Origin of the sequence: Jiangella gansuensis DSM 44835, from assembly GCF_000515395.1 — a bacterium.
Taxonomy (GTDB): Bacteria; Actinomycetota; Actinomycetes; order Jiangellales; family Jiangellaceae; genus Jiangella; species Jiangella gansuensis.
Genome location: NZ_KI911782.1, coordinates 4,019,308 through 4,037,026, shown reverse-complemented (window position 1 = coordinate 4,037,026; position 17,719 = coordinate 4,019,308). Strand labels below are relative to the sequence as shown.

The following is a 17,719-nucleotide window of genomic DNA, read 5'->3' as shown; positions in this document are numbered from 1 at the left end:
AACGGGACAGCGATGGTCACTAGCGCCACCGCCGGCCTCGACCGGCCCGCGCCGGCGCCCGGCCCACCGGGCCGGGCGGGTGGGCGCCGCGGCTACGCCCGCTTCATCGGGCGGCGCCTGCTGCTGGCTCCGCTCATCCTGCTCGGGGTGTCGTTCACCGTCTTCGTGGTCATCGACCTGTCGCCGAACGATCCCGCCCGCGCGGTGCTGGGCGTCTTCGCCGACGCCGAGCAGCGCGAACGGTTCGCCGCCGAGAACGGCCTGGACGACCCGCTGCCGCTGCGGTACGTCCGGTTCCTGGCCGACCTCGTCCAGTTCCGGCTGGGCGAATCCGTCGTCCGCCCGGAGTCGGTGAACGAGCTGATCGGCATGGCGTTGCCGATCACCGTCCAGCTGATGCTCATGGCCACCGTCATCGCGGTGGCGTTCGCGCTGCTGCTGGGTATCGTCGCGGCCCGGTTCGAGGGCCGGCCGGCCGACCGCGTCATCAGCGTGGTGGCAGCGTTCTTCCAGGCCGCTCCGCAGTTCTGGATCGGCCTGCTGTTCGTCCAGTTGTTCGCCGTCGGTCTGGGTGTGCTGCCCGCCGGCGGATACGCGCCGCTCTCGACCGGCTTCAGCTACTGGTTCTCCTCGCTGATCGGCCCGGCGGTCGTGCTGGCGCTGCCGTTCGCCGCGGCGATGACGCGGGTCATCCGCGCCTCCGTCGCCGACGAGCTGGGCAAGGACTACGTGCGCACCGCGGTCGGCAGCGGCCTGCCCATCGGCACCGTGCTGGTCGGCAACGTCCTGCGCAACGCGCTCATCACCCCGATCACCGTGCTCGGTGTCTACATCGGCGCCATGATGTCCGGCGCCATCCTGGTCGAGACGGTGTTCAACCTGCCGGGCATGGGGACGCTGCTGGTCACCGGCGTCCGCCAGGGCGACCTCGGCATCGTGCGCGGGGTGGCCATCGTCGGCGCCGCGTCCTTCGTGGTCGTCAACGTCATCGTCGACCTCGTCTACCTGCTGCTCAACCCGCGCGGCGCGGAGGTGGCGCAGCCATGAGCCGATACACCGTCGCACTGCGCACCGACCCGCTGGTCCGCTGGCTGACCGGTGCGGGCGTCGTCCTCATCACCGTCCTGGTGGTGCTGCCCCTGATCGTCCCCGGCTCCCCGACTGGCATCGACGCCTCCCGCGCCCTGCAGGGCCCGTCGGCCGACCACCTGTTCGGCACCGACCAGCTGGGCCGCGACGTCCTGGCCCGGGTGGTGCACGGCGCCCGGCTGAGCGTTCTGGTGGCCTTCTGCTCCGCCGCCGCGGCGCTCGTCTGCGGTGGGATCCTCGGCGCCCTCGCCGCCAGCAGCCGCGGCTGGGTCAACGAGGTGATCATGCGGATCATGGACGTCGGGCTGGCGTTCCCCGGCATCCTGCTGGCGATCGTCCTGGCCGCCGCCATCGGCCCGAGCCTGTGGACAACCGTGATCGTGCTCGGCGTCGTGTACACGCCGCCGATGGCGCGGGTCGTCCGCGCGGCAGTCTTCGCCGAGCACGGCGAGGATTACGTCACCGCCGCCACCCTGTTCGGCACCCGCAAGATCCGGCTGGTCGGCTACCACATCGGGCTCAACGCGGCCCTGCCGGTCATGGTCTACACGACCCTCATCATGGCCGACGCGGTGGTCACGGAGGCGGCGCTGTCGTTCCTCGGCGCCGGCATCAAGCCGCCGGCCCCGTCGTGGGGCAACATCATCAGCGACGGGCAGGCCGTCATCGGCGCCGGCGCCTGGTGGGTGTCACTCTTCCCCGGCCTGGCCATCGTCGTCGCCGTGCTCGCGCTGAACAGGTTCTCCGAAGCCCTCGGAACGCGATTGAGGTCCCGATGATGACAACGACGACCACGGATCCCGCGGGCGGACCCGGCCCGGACGCCACGGACGCCCCACTTCTTCAGATCCGAGACCTGCAGGTCCGCTTCCCCAAGCGCTACGGCGACGTGCCGGTGCTCGACGGCGTCGACCTCACCATCGGCGTCGGCGAGGCGGTCGCCGTCGTCGGCGAGTCCGGCTGCGGGAAGTCGCTGCTCGGAATGGCTGCGGCCCACCTGCTGCCGTCCACCGCGCAGGTGTCCGGCACGGTCGCGTTCCGCGGCCGGGACGTGCGCGCCATGTCGCGGCGAGAGCTGCGCCGGATCCGCGGCGCCGGCATCGCCGTCGTGTTCCAGGACGCGATGACCAGCCTGAACCCGGGCATGACGGTCGGCGCCCAGCTGCGCCAGGTCTGCCGCCTCGGGTCCTCGAGCACCCCGGCGGAGCTGCTGGCCTCGGTGGGCCTGGGCCAGACCGACCGGATCCTGCGCGCCCGGCCGTACCAGCTCTCCGGCGGCCAGCGGCAACGCGTTCTCATCGCCATCGCCCTGGCCCGCGACCCCGCGCTGGTCATCGCCGACGAGCCGACGACGGCGCTCGACGTCACCGTCCAGCGGCAGGTGGTGGAGCTGCTGCAGGGCCTGCAGGCCAGTCGCGGCTTCGCACTGATGTTCGTCAGCCACGACCTCGGCCTGGTCTCCGAGGTCGCCAGCCGCACGACCGTCATGTACGCGGGACAGGTGGTGGAGGCCGGGCCGACCGCCGACATCCTCCGCCGGCCCCGGCACCCCTACAGCGCCGGCCTGCTCGGCGCCAGCATCAGCCTCGAGGAACGCTGGCCGGTGCTCGCACCCATCGCCGGGCACGTCCGGCAGCCGTCCGAGTTCGTCACCGGCTGCCGCTTCCGCGACCGCTGCTCCCGCGCCGACGACGCCTGCGCCACCCGGCCCGCCCTGGCGGCCGACGGCGAGCGGCTGCTGGCCTGCTTCCACCCGATGCCGCGGACCGCGGTCCCCAGCCGGCCGGCAGCCGTCGAACCCGAGCCGACGTCCGAGCCCGAGCCCGGGTCGACGTCCGAATCCGGCCCCGGGTCGACGTCCGAGTCCGAGCCGGTGGCGCCGTCCGACGTCATCGTGGAGGCGCGCGACGTCGTCGTCGACTACCACAGCCGGGGCACCGTCACGAGGGCTCTGGCCGGGGTCAGCCTGACCGTCCGGGCCGGCCAGGCGGTCGGGCTCATCGGCGAATCCGGGTCGGGCAAGACGACCCTGGCGCGGTCACTGCTCGGCCTGATCGCACCGACCTCCGGCGAAGTACGCCACCGCGGCAACGACATCTACCGGCTGCCGCAGATGACCCGGTTCCGCACGCTCGCCCGCGACGCCGCCATGGTCTTCCAGGACCCGCGCAGCTCGCTCAACCCGCGGCTGTCCGTCGGGGCGGTCGTCGGCGACCCGCTGGTGGTGCTGGGCATCGGCGACCGCCGCTCCCGCGCGGTCACCGTCCGGGAGACGCTGGAGAGCGTCGGCCTGCCGGCGGCGATGGCCGCCCGGCCGGTGCGGGCGCTGTCCGGCGGGCAGCTCCAGCGGGTCGCGCTGGCCCGCGCGCTGGCCGTGGAGCCCGGCCTCATCGTCGCCGACGAACCGACGTCGGCACTCGACGTGTCGGTCCAGGCGCAGATCCTCAACCTGCTCCAGCAGCTGCGCGAACAACGGCACCTGGCGCTGCTGGTCGTGTCGCACGACATGCGCGTCGTCCGGTTCGCCACCGACCACACCGCCGTGATGCTGAACGGCGAGATCGTCGAGCAGGGACCGACCGAGCAGATCTACGAGGATCCGCAGCACCCCTACACCCGGACGCTGCTGGCCGCGGCACCGTCCCTGCACGCCGGGGCCGGACGATGAACGCCGCGACGGGGTCCGGCCTCGCCGGGGAGCACGTGATCGTCGTCGGCCTGGGCGGGATGGGCCTGCCGCTGGCGCAGTCGCTCGCCGCCGAGGGCGCGGCGGTGTCGGTCTGCGACGTGGACGCCGGTCGCGTGCGTGACTCCGGCCTGAGCGGAGCCCCGCTCGACATCACCGACGAGGCCGCCGTCGACGACGTCATGGCCGAGCTGGTGCGCCAGTCCGGTCCGCCCTGGGCGGTGTGCGTCACCGCGGCACTGGTGGGCGAGCCGGCCGAGGCGCTCACCGCGAGCACCGCGACCCTGCGCTCGCTGATGGAGGTCAACCACTTCGGCACGGTCAACGTCGACCGTGCCGCGGCGCGGCACATGGTCGCCGCCGGCCGCGGCGGCCGGATCGTCAACTGGTCGTCGGTCAACGCCGTCGGCGGCACCCGCGGCGGCTGCGCCTACGCACCGAGCAAAGCCGCGGTCGAGGCCTTCAGCCAGTGTCTCGCGCTGGAGTTGGCCGAGCACGGCATCACCGTCAACGTCGTCCGGCCCGGCAGCGTCGACACGCCGATGATCAACGGCCTGCCGGACGACGTGAAGGCGCAGGACCGGGCCCGCATCCCACTGGGACGGTGGGGCCACGGCACCGAGGTCGCCCACGTGGTCCGGATGTTCCTCGACCCCGCCGCGGGCTGGGTCACCGGATCGGTCGTCACCGTCGACGGCGGGATGCTCGCGGCCGTCGGCCGTCCCTCTCGCTCGTCCGCACCCGCCATCCAGCACCCGCCGACCGGGCCGAGCCCGGTCTCGACGACGGGAGAACCCTCGTGAAGAGCACCCGCCCGACCCGAATCCACCACCTCGTGCGGCGCCGCCGGCGCGCCGCGGCCCTCGTCGTGGCGCTGGCCGCGGGGCTCGTCCTCGCCGGCTGCGGCGACGACGGCGGACAGCTCGCCGGCTCCGGCGGAGACGGCGACGACGGCGGCGGCTCCGGTGAGCAGTCCACCGAGCTGCGCGTCGCGTTCCCGCAGGAGCCGCCGGACTGGAACTACTTGCAGAACGCGGCGACGGCCATCAAGGCGCTGGTGGTGCACAACGTGGTGGAACCGCTGCTGGAGAAGACCGAGGACGGCGGCTACGAGCCGCTGCTGGCCGAGTCGTACGAGGTGAGCCCGGACGGCCTGCAGTACACGTTTACCATCCGGCCGGCCACGTTCCACGACGGCAGCGAGCTGACCGCCGCCGATGTCGTCTACTCCCTCACCGCCAGCCAGAGTTCGCCACAGGGCGAGATCTCGGGCCCGTTCGCGGCCGTCAGCGCGATCGAGGCCACCGCCGACGACGTCGTCACCGTCAGCCTGGACCGGCCGAGCCAGAACTTCCTGCAGGGCATGTCCGGGGTGGCCGGGCTGATCATCCCGGAGGGCTCCGCGGACCAGCTGGCCCAGCAACCCGTCGGCACCGGGCCGTACACCTTCGAGCAGTGGCGCAACGGTGTCTCCGTGACCCTGGCCAGGTACGACGACTACTGGACCGACCTGCCGTACTTCGAGGACGTCACCTGGCAGTTCTTCGCCGACGAGACCGCCTCGCTCAACGCGCTGCTGGCCGGTGACGTCGACCTGGTCAGCAACCTCATCGGCGAAGGCCTGGAACGGTTCGACAGCATCAACGAGACCGACGGCTTCACCGGCGTCACCACCGCCGGGTCGGAGTTCATCTACCTGGTCCTCAACGCCGCCGACCCCGCGTTCCAGGACGACCGCGTCCGCCAGGCCATCGCGCACGCCGTCGACCGCCAACCGATCATCGACGGCGCCAGCGGCGGCCTCGGGCAGCCCTCGTGCGTCTTCGTCAATCCGCCCAACGTGCCCTGGAACAGCGACTACTGCCCGTACCCGTACGACCCCGACCGCGCCGAGGAGTTGCTGGCCGAGGCGGGCGTGCCCGATCTCGCCGTCGACTTCACCTACATCACCAGCGGGTTCTTCCCCGCCACCATGGAGGTGGTGCGCTCGCAGCTCACCGCGGTCGGCATCGGGGTCGAGCCGGTGGGGCTGGATCTCACCACCTACCTGGAGCAGATCCTGGGCGAGAACCCCGACTACCAGCTGACGGTGCTGAGCGGGCCGCAGCAGGCGGACTCCTGGCAGTGCCCCGGCTGGTTCTCGAACGACTGCTCCGAGGAGTTCGGCCAGCTCCTGGCCGAGGCCGACCAGGCGCTGGACACCGCGGAGTGGGCCGACCTGCGCCGCCAGGCGGTCGAACTGTTCGCCGACCGGGCCTACGTCATCCCGATCGCCAACCAGGACGAGGTGTCCGCCATGCGCGACGACCTGGCCGGCATGAAGCCGTACCGCTCGGCCAGCGAACTCGACCTGCGCCCGCTGAGCTGGGGCTGAGGCGATGCCGCCGCATCCCGCGCTCGTCCCACAGCCGCGCCGCCTGGAGTGGGGCGACGCCTCGCTCCCGGCCGGCCGGCTCGTGTTCGCCGAGGTGCCGGACGCCCTGGCGGCGTTCCGGCCCCATCTCGAGCGGCTGCTCGCCGCGGTGGGCACCGGCGGCGAGCCCGAGGTCGCGGTCGCCCTGACCCGGGCGACCACCGAGTCCGAGGGCTACGAGCTGGACGTGAACGCCGACGGTGTGCGGGTGCGGGCCGGCGACCCGCACGGCGCGCTGCACGCCGTCCGCACGCTAGTCGACCTGTGGGACGGCGGCGACGGCGATGGGCTGCCGCACGTGCGCATCGCCGACCATCCGACGTATCGCCGGCGCGGGCTGTTCGCCGAGTCGTTCGCCGGCAGCGACCGCATGGACGCCACCGACTGGCGCACGTTCATCGACCGCGCCGGCCAGCTCAAGCTCAACACCGTCGGCGTGTCCGTCTACGGCTGCTGGGACCTGCGCCACGACACCAGCCGCAGCGAGTACCTGTTCGTACCGCTCGACGACTTCCCGCAGCTGCGCACGCCACAGCGGATGGTGACCTGGGACGTCCGGACCGGCCGCGAGGTCACCCAGGTCTACCTGCCCACGTTCTTCGCCGACGACCTCTTCGCCGAGGTGGTGCGCTACGCCGCCGAGCAAGGCATCGAGGTGATCCCGCACTTCGGCGGGCCGGGTCACTCCACGCTCCTGCCCCGGCTCGTGCCCGACCTGTCCGCGCTGGACGACGACGGCGCGCCCACCGGGTACGGCTACTGCGTCAGCCGGCCCGCGGCCCGAGCGGCGCTGCTCGCCGTCGTCGCGAATTTGGTGCGCCAGCATCTGGTGCCGGCCGGGGTCCGGCGGCTGCACGTCGCCGCCGACGAGTACTACCCGATCCGCAACATCGACCCGGACGACCGGCTGCGCACCGTCAGCCCATACTGCCGCTGCGACGGCTGCCGCGACCTCTCACCGGGCGAGCAGCTGATCGAGTACCTGATGGCCATTGGCGGGTTGCTCGCCGAGCACGACATCGGCATGGTGCACTGGCACGACACCCTGGTCCGCGAGGGCGTCCTCGACACCTACCTCGACCGGGCGGCGGCCGCGGGGTTCCGTCAACCGGTCATCACGTGGTGGAAGTACAACGACCCCGTACCGGTGCCCGATGCGAGGACCGCGACGACCTGGGTGGCACCCACCACCGGGCTGTTCGCGACGCTGTTCAGTCAGGACTTCGGCCCCAACATCGAGACGATGCTGCGCCGGGGCCGCCAGGCCGGTGCCGAGGGCGTTCTGGCCTACACGATGCCCAGCCCGGCCGACCACGCGAACGTCGCGTGCCTGGCCGACCTCGCCTGGAACCTGGAGGGCTCCGGCGGCGCCACCGGGTTCCGCACCCGGTGGGCCCGGCTGCTGTCCCCCGCCGACCCCGACGCCGCCGCCCACGCGCTCTCCCTGGCCGGCACCGTCACCGCCAGCTACCCGCTGATGATGTACCTGCTCCAGCACGTCCTGCCCTACTTCGCCACCTCCGCGGCCGGCGTCACCACGTACCCCGACGACATCGTGCGGGCCGCGGCGCTCACCCAGCCGCCGCTGGCCGACGTCCTCCGGCAGTCCCGCGCCACCGTGCTCGACGCCGTCGCGAGCATGCCGGCCGGGCGCCCGGTCCGGTACTGGGGCGACCCCGCCGGCACCTGGTCGCACCAACTGCTCCGGCTGGCCGGCTCGCTGGGCCTGCTGCTCGACCTGCTCGCCGCCGCCCGCGACCCCGGCGACGGTCCGGACGCCGCCGGCGAGCTGACCGCTCGCGGCGTCGACCTGATGCGCGCCACCGCCGCCGGCGCACCCGCCTACCTGGTCCCGGCTACCCTCCGGGAGCACTGGGGCCTGGTCCGCGAGATCGGCCCCGCCCTCGAACGCCTGCGCGACAGCGGAGCCGTCACCGCGCCGGAGAACTGGCACGCCTGGATCATCTGAACCCCATGACGGCCACACCAGCGAACTCGACAGGAGCGACATGACCGACCCCACCCCCACGAACCCCGACGGGAACACCGCCAACTTCACCGCCGCCGTGGTGGCCGGCGGGCTGGTCTTCGTCTCCGGCCAGGCGTCGGTGGACGAGTCCGGGACGATCGTGCCGGGCACGTTCGCCGAGGAGATGGACCGGTCCATCCGCAACGTCGAGCGCGTCCTGGCCGCCCATGGCCTCGATCTGAGCGACGTGGTCAAGGTCGGCGCCTACGTGCACGACCCCGCGCACCTGGGCGAGTTCAACGCCCGGTACCGCGACTACTTCGCGCCGCCGCTGCCGGCCCGCACGACCATCGCCAACTGCCTGACCGAACAGATCAAGTTCGAGATCGACGTCGTGGCGGCGGTGCGTGGGTGACGCCTGCGCGGGCGACGCCGGCCGGACCCGCCCCCGACCCGGCTCAGCGGTCGGCCGCGGCGAGTTCGGCGGCCACCTGGGTGAGGGCTCCGGCGACCTTGGGGATGTCGTCGAGCTCCAGCCGCGAGGCCGGTGCGGAGACGCTGATGGACGCCGGCAGCTTGAGCCCCGAGAGCGGTACGGCCACGCAGCGTCCGTCGCGTTCGTTCTCGGCGTCGTCGATGGCGTAGCCGCGGGCACGGGTGCGCTCCAGCTCCTCGACGTACTGCTCGAGCGTGGTGATGGTGGATTCCGTGCGACGCGGCATGCCCTCGGCGGCCAGGATGGCCGTGACCCGCTCGAGGTCCAGCGTGGACGCGATGGCCTTGCCCAGCGCCGTGCAGTGCAGCTGGTCACGGTCGCCGGGGCGGGCCGCGAGCCGGACCGAGTACGGGCTCTCCACGATCTCGACGTAGGAGATGCGGTAGCCGTCGAGGATGCCCAGGTTGGCGGTCTCGTCGAACTCGTCGCGCAACCGGACCAGGTACGGCCGGACCCGCTCCCCCAGCAGCGCGAGTTGCTGCGACTGCAGCGGCAGGAACGCCGAGCCCATGCGGAACAGGCCACTGGCCGGATCGCGCATGACGTACTGCCGTTCCTCCAGCGCAGTCAGGTACCGATAGGCGGAGCTCTTGGGCAGCTGGGTGACATTGGCGACCTGGTTGAGGGAGAAGCCCTGCGGGTGGGCCTGGACCAGGTCGAGAACGTCACACACCCGGCTCACGGCGCGGATGCCGGATCGGCTGTCGGCCGGCTCTGCCTCGCCGCTCATCGCGAACTCCTGCCCTCGACGGTTGCTCGATCATAATGACCTGGCACGGCGCAGGCACTGGCCGCCGTTGCCCGGTTCCCGACATCGGATTCTACCAAGTGAATCAACTGTTGCAACCAGTGAAACCTCTCAGCCGATGGGAGCCCGCATGCCGACCCTCCTGATCCGCGGCGCGGCGGTGCTCGACGGGACCGGCGCGCCCGCCGCCCACCGGGACGTCCTCGTCGACGGCGGCCGGATCGAAGCGCTGCTGCGGCCGGGAACGCCGGTGGAGTCGGCGCGGGTCCTGGCGGCCGACGGCCTGGTGGCGGCGCCCGGTTTCATCGACGTCCACACGCACTCGGACGTGAGCGTGCTGCTGGACGGCCGGGCTCAGAGCAAGGTCCACCAGGGTGTCACCACGGACATCGTCGGCAACTGCGGCTTCTCCGCGTTCCCGCTCACGGCGCGCCACCACCGGGACCACGTGGAGCTCCTGGCCGGCATCGGCGACGACCCCGTCTCGCCGCACTGGCGAGACCTGGCCGGCTACGGCGCCGCGCTGGCCGAGCGGGGAACCGCGATCAACGTGGCCGCTCTGGTCGGCCACGGCCAGCTACGCATCGCCGCGGCCGGCATGGACCAGCGGTTGTCGCCCGGCCAGCTGGCCACCCAGGGGGTGCTGCTCGCCGAGCAGTTGGACCAGGGGGCGTTCGGACTGTCGACGGGGCTGACGTACGTCCCGTCCCGGTACGCCGACGACGCCGAGCTGACCGCCCTGTGCCGGGTGCTGGCGCGTTATGGCCGGCTGTACGCCACCCACGCCCGGGGCGGCGGCGCGGGCGCGATCGAGGAAGCGGCCCGCCTCGGCCACGACACCGGAGCTCGGATCCAGTTCTCCCACCTCGCGGTCAACGAACCGGACCGGTGGGGACGGGCCGGCGACCTGCTCGCCGTCATCGACCGCGCCCGCGGCCACGGCGTGGACCTGGCCGCCGACGTGTACCCGTACGACGCCTCCGCCTCCGCGCTCACCCAGTACCTCCCCGCGTGGGTGCAGGACGGCGGCATCGAGGCGATGCGTGCGCGGCTGGCCGACCCGGCCGTCGCGGCCCGAGCCGAAGCGGACCTGGCCGCCGGCTGGGGCGGCGTGCCCGGCGACGAGCGCATCCCGTGGTTCTGGGACCGGGTCCTGCTCGCGCGCACCGACGGCATTCTCGGCGCACCCGAGGGCGCCACGGTCGAGCAGGCCGCCCGAGCCGCGGGGCTACCGCCGGCCCGGTACGTCCTGGGGTTGTGCCGAGCCGGCGGCAACCGGGTGCAGGTGGTGCTCTTCTATCGCAGTGAGGCCGACATGCGCGAGTTCCTCCGCTACACGCACACACTGGTCGGCTCCGACGGCGCGGCCCTGCCGTACGACCAGGGCGGACGCCGCCCGCATCCGCGCGCATTCGGTGCCCACGCCCGGGTGCTCGGCCGGTACGTCCGCGAGCTCGGGGACCTCGACCTGGCCACGGCGGTGCACCGGATGACCGGCGCCGTCGCCGACCGCCTGGGAATCGCCGACCGGGGCGTGCTCCGTCCCGGACTGGCCGCCGACGTCGTCGTGTTCGACCCGGCCGTCGTGGCCGACCGGGCCACCTTCCTGGACCCGTGCCGTCCCCCGGCCGGCATCCACCACGTCCTGGTGAACGGCGAGCCTGTGATCGAGAACGGCGCCCAGACCAGCGCCCGCCCGGGCCGCCTCCTGCGAGCAGGGTGAGCCGGACGTCAGTAGTAGCCCTTCTGCCCGTCCAGGAGCTCCCGCACGATGTCGGCGTGACCGGCATGCCGGGCGGTCTCCTCGACCATGTGCGTCAGCATGAAGCGCAGGCTGGCGGCGCCGGAGCGGAAGTCGGGGTGCCGGCCGACGTCATCGAGCGAGTGGGCGGCGACGATCTCGTTCGAGATCTCGCACTGCCGCTCGTACTCGGCCAGCAGCTGCGCGAGCGGGACGTCGTCGACCATCATGTCGCCGTCGTCGGGTTCGCGGAACTGCGGGTTCGGCTCTGCCGAGCGGCCGAGGAACAGCACCTCGAACCAGCAGTGCTCGGTCCAGCGCAGATGCGAGACCAGCCCGGCCATCGTCATCAACGGCGACGTCGGCAGGACGGGCCGGTGCGCGTCCTGCTCGGACAGGCCTTCGCATTTCCAGTGGACGATGGCGCGCTGCAGGTCGAGCCAGCCGACCAGCTGGGCGCGCTCGTCGGCGGTCAGGTCCGGGCGGGTACGCGGGAGAGTCATGGCGGCAGACGCTACCGGGGCCGCACGCCGCCTCGCGCGGCAATTTCCGGCCGCCTGGCCGTAGGGGTCAGTCCTCCGCTACGTCCGACACGTCCACGACGCCGCGCCGACGACGCCAGCGAACCTGCTGCCGGAGCCGCTCGGCGGCGGCCGCCGACGACCGCGCCCGCTGCGTCGCCGCACACAGCGGTCCGATCAGGCCGCCTGAGACCTGGTCGGCCCACAGCATGAGTCGCACATCCGCCTGACCTTCGCGATCGTCGGGCTCGAGGGACTCCTCGAACCATCTGACAACCGTCGGCATCAGACCGCGCAGCATCGCGCGGCGGCCGGCCGGGCCGGCGCTCTGCAATGCCTGCTCCATCTGGGCGACGAAATCGCTCATGATTGCCCCGTTCCGGTGTTCCCGACCGGGCCGTCGGCCCGGTCCCACCTTGACGAGGACGCTACCCCGAATGGGGCATTTCAGACACGGCGCGCCATCCCGCACCGGCACACCGCCGGCGACCCACCGGAGTCAGCCGAGCGGCTCGTAGTCGAGCTCCAGGAAGTCCGCCACCTCGGGCATCCAGCGGTCGGCCACGAACGCCGTGTGCACAGGATGCGCGTTGTAGTCGTCATAGGCCGCCTGGTCGGCGAACTCCATCGAGAAGCCGAAATGGAACCCGTTCTTCTGGCTGGTCTGGCGCAGCTGCTCGAACCGCTGCACACCCGGAACACCGGCCAGCACCAGTGCGCCTTGGAGGAAGTCGCGCTCCTCCTCCGAGCCGGCCGGGTGGCGCAGCCGGAAGGCGACCGTGTGACGGATCATGACCGGAAGCCTAGCGGGCGGGCCGCAGCCGCCCGCTAGGCTGCCTCGTGGTCTCACCGGGTCAGCGCGCATGGACTGCAATCCCCACCATCCCGGTCACGGACACCTCATGGGACGTCGATCACCAGGCAGGCTTCCTCGCGGATGCTGCAACGTGCCAGCCCGGTCGGGCTTCCGTCGGTGTGCAACTCGGCGAGCAGCAGGTCATCGTCCTCCCACGTCACGGCAAGGAGTTCCCGTTCATCGGGTGGCTGCAGCGTGAGCTGCCGGCTGCCGTCGAACTGCAGCGCCGTGATCTCGGGGATCGTCTGGGACTCACCGCCCCAGGTCCCGCTGTGCCCGAGCCACGTGCCGGACGGGTTGACCACCACGCTCTCGCCCGGCAGCGTCCGCAACCGATTCGGTGTCCCCGAATCGGAGACCTCCGCCAGGTACGTCGCATCGCCCTCACCGTCCGCGGTGCCGTCGAACACGATCAGACCGGCGGGGGTACTGCCCTGCACCCACTGGTCGGGGGCGGTGGCGTCGAGGTCGACCGTCTCGTCGCCCTCGGCCGCGAGCCACATCAGACGGCGGCTGTTGCTCTCCAGGAAGACCTTCATGTCGTTGGTGACCGCGACGACGCCGAGAGGGTCTGGATCACCCGGCCCGGTCGCCGTGGTCTGCAACGTGTTGACCGTCTCACCGGACCGCGTGTCGATGAGCAGCACCTGCCCTCCTTCCCGCGTGGAGCTGCCGACCGCCAGCAGGATGCCGTCGGGAGAGAGGCGAGGCTGCAGGATCACCGTGCCGGAGATCGAGTTCTGCCCGGCACCGTTGCCCCACCACCAGGTCTCGTCGAGACGTTGCGCGGCCCACGCGCCGCCAGCCCGGTTCATGGTTCCCCAGGTCCCGGGCAACTGCTCACCGCCGACATACAAGCGACCGCCGAACAGGAAAGGCACCGTCGGTACGTCGGCAGTGAGGGGACGAACCGCGGGCTCCTCAGCGGGCGTCTCGACAGGTGGCGATGTCGCCGGTCGCGGTCCCCCGTCGTTCCCGTACGGCGCCACCACGGCCACGGCACCCGCGACGATGATGATCACCGCGGCGGCGACCAGCAGCGGCCGCCAGAGGTGCTGGGTCCGGTGCCGCTCCTGCGGCATCGGCGGCCGTACCGGGACCTTCAGACCGGAGGCTACCTCGCGAAGCTCACGGCTGAGGATTTCCTCGACGTCGATGTTCATCTCAACTCTCCCTCCCGCCGTCGTGTTCCTTGCCGAGAGCGGCTCGCAAGGCCTTGAGCGCGCGATGCGCGGTGGACTTCACATTGCCGCGCGAGCAGCCGAGGACGTCGGCGATCTCCTGCTCGCTGAGGTCCTCGTAGTAGCGCAACACGATCACGGCGCGCTGACGGGGCGGCAGCGACCTCACATGCGGCCAGAGCATCATCCGGTCCTCGGGCCCCTGCGGCGCCCGTACGGCGCCGTGCTCGGGAGGGGTGTCGGTCAACAACTCCAGCCGCCGCTTCCTCGGGCGGCGGGCCGACAGAAACGTGTTGGTGAGCATCCGCCGCACATACGCGTCCGGCGAGTCCGACCGAACGACCTGCGACCAGGACCGATACACCTTCAACAACGTCTGCTGAGCGACGTCCTCAGCGTCGGCGTGGTTGCCTGCCAGCAGATACGCGCTGCGATACAACGACGGCCAGATGACACCGGCATACTCCTCGAACGTCGGTGCGCCCGTGTCGCGAGTCACGGCGAACATCATCCGACACCCCCTTCACGACACTCGACTCCGAGAGCCCGTCATGAGGTTGCGTCGGCCGCACGGATTCCGCTCGCGCCGCGTCGCCCTGCGCGAAACCTCTGACGGTCCGCGCACCATGCCGCCGAATACCACGAGACCTACTTCTTGCGTCTCGAGCCGTGGCCGGCCGAAGCCGCACCACGACGTCGTCGCGCCGCACCGGTTGACGATCACGGCGGCGAGCTAGACCCGCGAGGCGTTCCAGGCGTCGATCAACTCACGGCTCGGCGCGCCGTAACCGACCTGCGCCCACGGCGTCACGTCGAGCATCCAGTACTCCCGCATGCGCCCGCCGCCGGAATCGAGCACGAGCGGATCCGCTACCGCGATGCCCTTCTCGGCCGCGGCGCGGCACGTCGCGCAGACGTCGACCTGCCGCGGCACCGATGCCGGCGGCCGGTCGGCACCGAGCGCGATCGTCGGCACGGCGCCGACCGACGCGCCGTGGAACGGGTTCGCGAAGCAGTCGGCCGATTCGGCCAGATCGCCGTGTGCCTCCGCGGCGTCCACGGCCTGCCGCCCGCGCGCCACCAGGACCAGGCCGGCGACGACATCGGCGTGGCTTGCGAGGTCGGTACCACCCTCGACGCTGTCGGCGATCCGGCCCGCCGTCGCATAGCAATCGAGCGCCAGCTCCCACGCCGCACCAGTGGCGTCGTCGGTCGACGCCGCCATCCGCTCGCCCAGGGCCAGCAACTCACCACGCAGGCGCTCGCCCCGCTCGGCGACGCGGACGGTGTTGAGCCGGACCAGGACGTCGTTCGGAGGCCGGTAGACGAGCCGGTTCTTCCCCCGCCGGCGTGCCGGCCTCGCCTCGACGTTCGCGATCGCCGGGCCGGCCCTCCGACGGCGGTACGCGTCGACGGCGAACCATCCTGGGGCCACCGCGAGCACGAGAATGCCGAACCCCACGAATGCGGTGCTGACCGCGACGAGAATGACCCCGACCCCGAGCGCACCGCCCAACGCGGCGGCGAGCCAAGTGGAGCCGAACGGTAGTGAGCTCTCCTCGTACTCCTCAGGCTCGCCCCGCAACGGTGTGGCATCGAGTTCATCGAGCGCCTGCGCTGCCGCGTCGGCGGGCGGCCTGCCGACCATGTCATCGATCGACGGCTCCCGTTCGTGGAGCGTCGACGCGACCACGGTCCGCCCCTCGTCGTTGACCATGAGGAACCTGCTGTCCGTGCCTGACCGGGCCGCGATGTGCTCGACGACGTCGGCCGGCCATCCACCGTCCAGCGGCCACACCACGACCCGCGTCGGCTGGCTCGCATCGGCCGCCTGTTCCTCCAGCGTGGCGAGCTCGGCGTCGTCCAGCAGGTCCTCCGCACGGGGATCGACGTAGACGAGGTCGTCGCCGAGCGCCTCGGCGGCGGTGGCGAGCGGGGACTCGTCGTCCTGGTCGTCGAGGAACGCCGCCGCCGCGATGGTGGCGCCGACGTAGGCGCCGGTGGCCAGGACGACGGCGCCACCCCAGATCCCCACCTGCCGCAGGACGCGAGCCCGCACCGGCACGACCATGGTGGACGGCTGCTCCCGCCGTGCCTGAAGTCTCTTCCGCGCGCGCCGGAGGTCACGCCGCTTGCGCTGCTTGGTCCGATACGACGTCGCAGCCGTCATGGCGTGCCCTCCCGCCTGGCCCGCTCGTACCGGAACAACGCCGCCGGGAGATCCTCGACCAGCGCCCCGTACCCGGTGACAGCCCATTCGTCGTCACCGAGGAAGTACGGCTCGCCGGGGCTCGTGTCACTCGGGACCGCGTCGAGGTGATGCCCGCCCCTGCGGATATCGGCCTGGCAATGCCGGCACACCGGCACCGAGACGGTGCCCGCACCGAGCGTGTAGGCGACCTGCCGGGTGGCCTGGTCGTGCATCGGGTTGAAGAAGCACGGCTGGTAGCGGATCTGCGATCGCCCGGCGGCGACCCGCAGATCGTCGAGGCCGGTCCGGGCCAGGACGAGCGCGCCGACGACATCGGTCAACCGCTCCGAGTCCAGCACCCGCTCCGCCTCCGAGCGGGCGAGCCCGGCCCGCTCGTAGAGGTCGGCGTCCACCTCGGCCGGGTTCGTCCGGCTCAACTCGTCGGCGAGCCGGTTCAGCAGCTCGGTAGCCTGCCGGCGTACGTCATCGGGCGAGAAGACGGTTCTCGGGCGCGACGGCAACCGGCCGGCGAGCTTGCCCACCCTCGCGGGCGTCGTCACCTTGCGCAACACCAGCATCGAGAGGACGAAGACCACGAGCGCGACGACAAGCGCGGGGACGGACGACTCCACACGCGGGAACGGTACGCGATGGCGTCATCGGCCGACGTCGCTTCGCCCCGGCCCGAACGTAGTGCGAGGTGAAGCCCCAGCCCGCGTGAGACGCCGCGGCACCGACCCGCCGCCAGCACCGCCGGGTTGTTGATCAACGCGACGGCGCGCCGGAGGCGAGGCCGTGCGGACCTGCTGCTCTCCCAATGACTCCCGCGCCCAGGCCGACCGATCAGACCGTTTGAGCGGCAGTCTCGTTCACGGCGCCACGACGCGTACGGCTCTGCTCGAGCGTCTTGAGGAAACCGATCCGCTCGAGTTCCTGCCGGAGGCCCGCCCGCGCAGCGTCGTCGAGATCGTGCAGCGGAAGCCGGCACGGTCCGCAATCGACGCCGACCATCGACGCGATCGCCTTGAGCGCCGGCAGACCACCGAAGGGTTGGACGAGATCGATCATGCCCCGCGTCACCTGCTGCAAGTGGCGCGCGGACGCGAGGTCTCCGCTGGCGAACGCATCCGCCATGTCGAGATAGACGGGCGCGGCAAAGTTGTACGTGCTCCCGACGGCCGAATCAGCGCCCACCGCGAGGCTGGCCAGGAGGATCTCGTCCCGGCCGGCCATGATCTCCAGATCGTCACCAGCCACCTGCAGACATTGCCCGAGCTCGGCGAGGTCGTTGTGGGTGAACTTCACGCCCGCGAAGTTCGGGATCCGCTCGCGGCCGAGCGCGATGAACTCCGCCATCGCAACACGCACACCGGTCATGTCCGGCAGGTGATAGAAGTAGAACGGCAGCGACCCCGCCGCGCCAGCCACCTCAGCGCAGGCCTCCACCAGCTCGTCCACCGTTCGCGGCCGGTGGAAGTACGGCGCCACGGCGGCGACGGCGGTCGCACCGGTCGAAGCGGCATGCCGAGCCAGCTCGATCGCGACCCGCAGACTCGCGTGGCCAACGTGAACCACGACGTCGAACTCCGGCCCCGCCTCGATACACCAGCGCTGCACCACACGCATGCGCTCCGCTTCGGCCAGCGACGCACCCTCGCCGGTGGTGCCGCAGACGAACGCCGCGTGGACACCATCGGCGCGAAGACCTGCCACCTGATCGGCGATGCGGTCCAGGTCCAGGCCGCCGTCACGGTCGAACGCGGTGAACGGCGCCGCCATCAAGCGCACCGGCGGATCCGAAGGAATGGCAGTCATGGTCTCCCCAAGC

17 protein-coding genes are annotated in these 17,719 nt (G+C 71.8%); 8 read left to right on the top strand and 9 right to left on the bottom strand.

Features of this window, described 5'->3' with window-relative positions; genetic code table 11:
• The first annotated feature begins 12 nt into the window (after positions 1 to 12).
• Genes JIAGA_RS0118935 through JIAGA_RS0118905 form a run of 7 tightly spaced genes read left to right on the top strand, consistent with a single transcriptional unit; the run spans position 13 to position 8,572 of the window.
• A complete protein-coding gene (locus tag JIAGA_RS0118935) occupies positions 13 to 1,047 on the top strand; it encodes an ABC transporter permease (protein WP_084469798.1) in 1,035 nt (344 codons plus the stop codon).
• Entirely contained in the window at positions 1,044 to 1,868 is an 825-nt protein-coding gene (locus JIAGA_RS30845; protein WP_051426265.1) for an ABC transporter permease, read from the top strand. The genes JIAGA_RS0118935 and JIAGA_RS30845 overlap by 4 nt, the downstream gene beginning before the upstream one ends.
• Entirely contained in the window at positions 1,868 to 3,757 is a 1,890-nt protein-coding gene (locus tag JIAGA_RS0118925; protein ID WP_169738893.1) for an ABC transporter ATP-binding protein, read from the top strand. The genes JIAGA_RS30845 and JIAGA_RS0118925 overlap by 1 nt, the downstream gene beginning before the upstream one ends.
• Complete coding sequence (locus tag JIAGA_RS30840; RefSeq protein WP_051426263.1) at positions 3,754 to 4,578, top strand: SDR family NAD(P)-dependent oxidoreductase; 825 nt, start codon at positions 3,754 to 3,756, stop codon at positions 4,576 to 4,578. The genes JIAGA_RS0118925 and JIAGA_RS30840 overlap by 4 nt, the downstream gene beginning before the upstream one ends.
• The gene (locus JIAGA_RS0118915; protein WP_026876879.1) at positions 4,575 to 6,149 is read left to right on the top strand and encodes an ABC transporter substrate-binding protein; all 1,575 of its coding nucleotides are present in this window, start codon (positions 4,575 to 4,577) and stop codon (positions 6,147 to 6,149) included. The genes JIAGA_RS30840 and JIAGA_RS0118915 overlap by 4 nt, the downstream gene beginning before the upstream one ends.
• Before the next feature lie 4 nt (positions 6,150 to 6,153).
• Positions 6,154 to 8,157, top strand: coding sequence for a glycoside hydrolase family 20 zincin-like fold domain-containing protein (locus JIAGA_RS0118910; RefSeq protein WP_026876878.1), 2,004 nt, complete (start codon positions 6,154 to 6,156; stop codon positions 8,155 to 8,157).
• 40 nt (positions 8,158 to 8,197) lie between these two features.
• Positions 8,198 to 8,572: a RidA family protein gene (locus JIAGA_RS0118905; protein ID WP_026876877.1), complete on the top strand. Its 375-nt coding sequence runs from the start codon at positions 8,198 to 8,200 to the stop codon at positions 8,570 to 8,572.
• Between the two features lie 43 nt (positions 8,573 to 8,615).
• On the opposite strand, the gene JIAGA_RS0118900 is transcribed toward JIAGA_RS0118905, so the two are convergent.
• Positions 8,616 to 9,383, bottom strand: coding sequence for an IclR family transcriptional regulator (locus JIAGA_RS0118900; RefSeq protein WP_026876876.1), 768 nt, complete (start codon positions 9,381 to 9,383; stop codon positions 8,616 to 8,618).
• Between the two features lie 148 nt (positions 9,384 to 9,531).
• Here JIAGA_RS0118900 and JIAGA_RS0118895 point away from each other — a divergent pair, with 148 nt between their 5' ends.
• Positions 9,532 to 11,124 (top strand): N-acyl-D-amino-acid deacylase family protein, encoded by a 1,593-nt coding sequence (locus tag JIAGA_RS0118895; RefSeq protein ID WP_026876875.1) that lies wholly within the window; start codon positions 9,532 to 9,534, stop codon positions 11,122 to 11,124.
• An 8-nt stretch (positions 11,125 to 11,132) separates the two neighbouring features.
• On the opposite strand, the gene JIAGA_RS0118890 is transcribed toward JIAGA_RS0118895, so the two are convergent.
• The 8 genes from JIAGA_RS0118890 to JIAGA_RS30835 all read right to left on the bottom strand — a co-directional run bounded on the left by JIAGA_RS0118890 (position 11,133) and on the right by JIAGA_RS30835 (position 17,706).
• On the bottom strand, positions 11,133 to 11,645 hold the full coding sequence (locus tag JIAGA_RS0118890) for a DinB family protein (RefSeq protein ID WP_026876874.1): 513 nt from the start codon (positions 11,643 to 11,645) through the stop codon (positions 11,133 to 11,135).
• Positions 11,646 to 11,712: 67 nt separating this feature from the next.
• Positions 11,713 to 12,030 (bottom strand): hypothetical protein, encoded by a 318-nt coding sequence (locus JIAGA_RS0118885; protein ID WP_026876873.1) that lies wholly within the window; start codon positions 12,028 to 12,030, stop codon positions 11,713 to 11,715.
• A 132-nt stretch (positions 12,031 to 12,162) separates the two neighbouring features.
• Complete coding sequence (locus JIAGA_RS0118880) at positions 12,163 to 12,456, bottom strand: Dabb family protein (protein ID WP_026876872.1); 294 nt, start codon at positions 12,454 to 12,456, stop codon at positions 12,163 to 12,165.
• 107 nt (positions 12,457 to 12,563) lie between these two features.
• Positions 12,564 to 13,682: a hypothetical protein gene (locus tag JIAGA_RS0118875; RefSeq protein WP_026876871.1), complete on the bottom strand. Its 1,119-nt coding sequence runs from the start codon at positions 13,680 to 13,682 to the stop codon at positions 12,564 to 12,566.
• A gap of 1 nt (position 13,683) precedes the next feature.
• Positions 13,684 to 14,199: a SigE family RNA polymerase sigma factor gene (locus tag JIAGA_RS0118870; RefSeq protein WP_026876870.1), complete on the bottom strand. Its 516-nt coding sequence runs from the start codon at positions 14,197 to 14,199 to the stop codon at positions 13,684 to 13,686.
• A gap of 234 nt (positions 14,200 to 14,433) precedes the next feature.
• Positions 14,434 to 15,870 (bottom strand): hypothetical protein, encoded by a 1,437-nt coding sequence (locus JIAGA_RS0118865; protein ID WP_026876869.1) that lies wholly within the window; start codon positions 15,868 to 15,870, stop codon positions 14,434 to 14,436.
• A complete protein-coding gene (locus tag JIAGA_RS0118860) occupies positions 15,867 to 16,523 on the bottom strand; it encodes a hypothetical protein (RefSeq protein ID WP_026876868.1) in 657 nt (218 codons plus the stop codon). Before JIAGA_RS0118860 ends, JIAGA_RS0118865 begins: the two co-directional genes overlap by 4 nt.
• Before the next feature lie 211 nt (positions 16,524 to 16,734).
• The gene (locus JIAGA_RS30835; protein WP_084469795.1) at positions 16,735 to 17,706 is read right to left on the bottom strand and encodes a dihydrodipicolinate synthase family protein; all 972 of its coding nucleotides are present in this window, start codon (positions 17,704 to 17,706) and stop codon (positions 16,735 to 16,737) included.
• Between the last annotated feature and the right edge of the window lie 13 nt (positions 17,707 to 17,719).

Coding starts and splice junctions, on each gene's coding strand:
- JIAGA_RS0118880 (WP_026876872.1), bottom strand. CDS start 12,456: ATGATCCGTCACACGGTCGCCTTCCGGCTGCGCCACCCGGCCGGCTCG.
- JIAGA_RS30845 (WP_051426265.1), top strand. CDS start 1,044: ATGAGCCGATACACCGTCGCACTGCGCACCGACCCGCTGGTCCGCTGG.
- JIAGA_RS0118935 (WP_084469798.1), top strand. CDS start 13: ATGGTCACTAGCGCCACCGCCGGCCTCGACCGGCCCGCGCCGGCGCCC.
- JIAGA_RS0118865 (WP_026876869.1), bottom strand. CDS start 15,870: ATGACGGCTGCGACGTCGTATCGGACCAAGCAGCGCAAGCGGCGTGAC.
- JIAGA_RS30840 (WP_051426263.1), top strand. CDS start 3,754: ATGAACGCCGCGACGGGGTCCGGCCTCGCCGGGGAGCACGTGATCGTC.
- JIAGA_RS0118900 (WP_026876876.1), bottom strand. CDS start 9,383: ATGAGCGGCGAGGCAGAGCCGGCCGACAGCCGATCCGGCATCCGCGCC.
- JIAGA_RS0118925 (WP_169738893.1), top strand. CDS start 1,868: ATGACAACGACGACCACGGATCCCGCGGGCGGACCCGGCCCGGACGCC.
- JIAGA_RS0118895 (WP_026876875.1), top strand. CDS start 9,532: ATGCCGACCCTCCTGATCCGCGGCGCGGCGGTGCTCGACGGGACCGGC.
- JIAGA_RS0118910 (WP_026876878.1), top strand. CDS start 6,154: ATGCCGCCGCATCCCGCGCTCGTCCCACAGCCGCGCCGCCTGGAGTGG.
- JIAGA_RS0118890 (WP_026876874.1), bottom strand. CDS start 11,645: ATGACTCTCCCGCGTACCCGCCCGGACCTGACCGCCGACGAGCGCGCC.
- JIAGA_RS0118885 (WP_026876873.1), bottom strand. CDS start 12,030: ATGAGCGATTTCGTCGCCCAGATGGAGCAGGCATTGCAGAGCGCCGGC.
- JIAGA_RS30835 (WP_084469795.1), bottom strand. CDS start 17,706: ATGACTGCCATTCCTTCGGATCCGCCGGTGCGCTTGATGGCGGCGCCG.
- JIAGA_RS0118905 (WP_026876877.1), top strand. CDS start 8,198: ATGACCGACCCCACCCCCACGAACCCCGACGGGAACACCGCCAACTTC.
- JIAGA_RS0118875 (WP_026876871.1), bottom strand. CDS start 13,682: ATGAACATCGACGTCGAGGAAATCCTCAGCCGTGAGCTTCGCGAGGTA.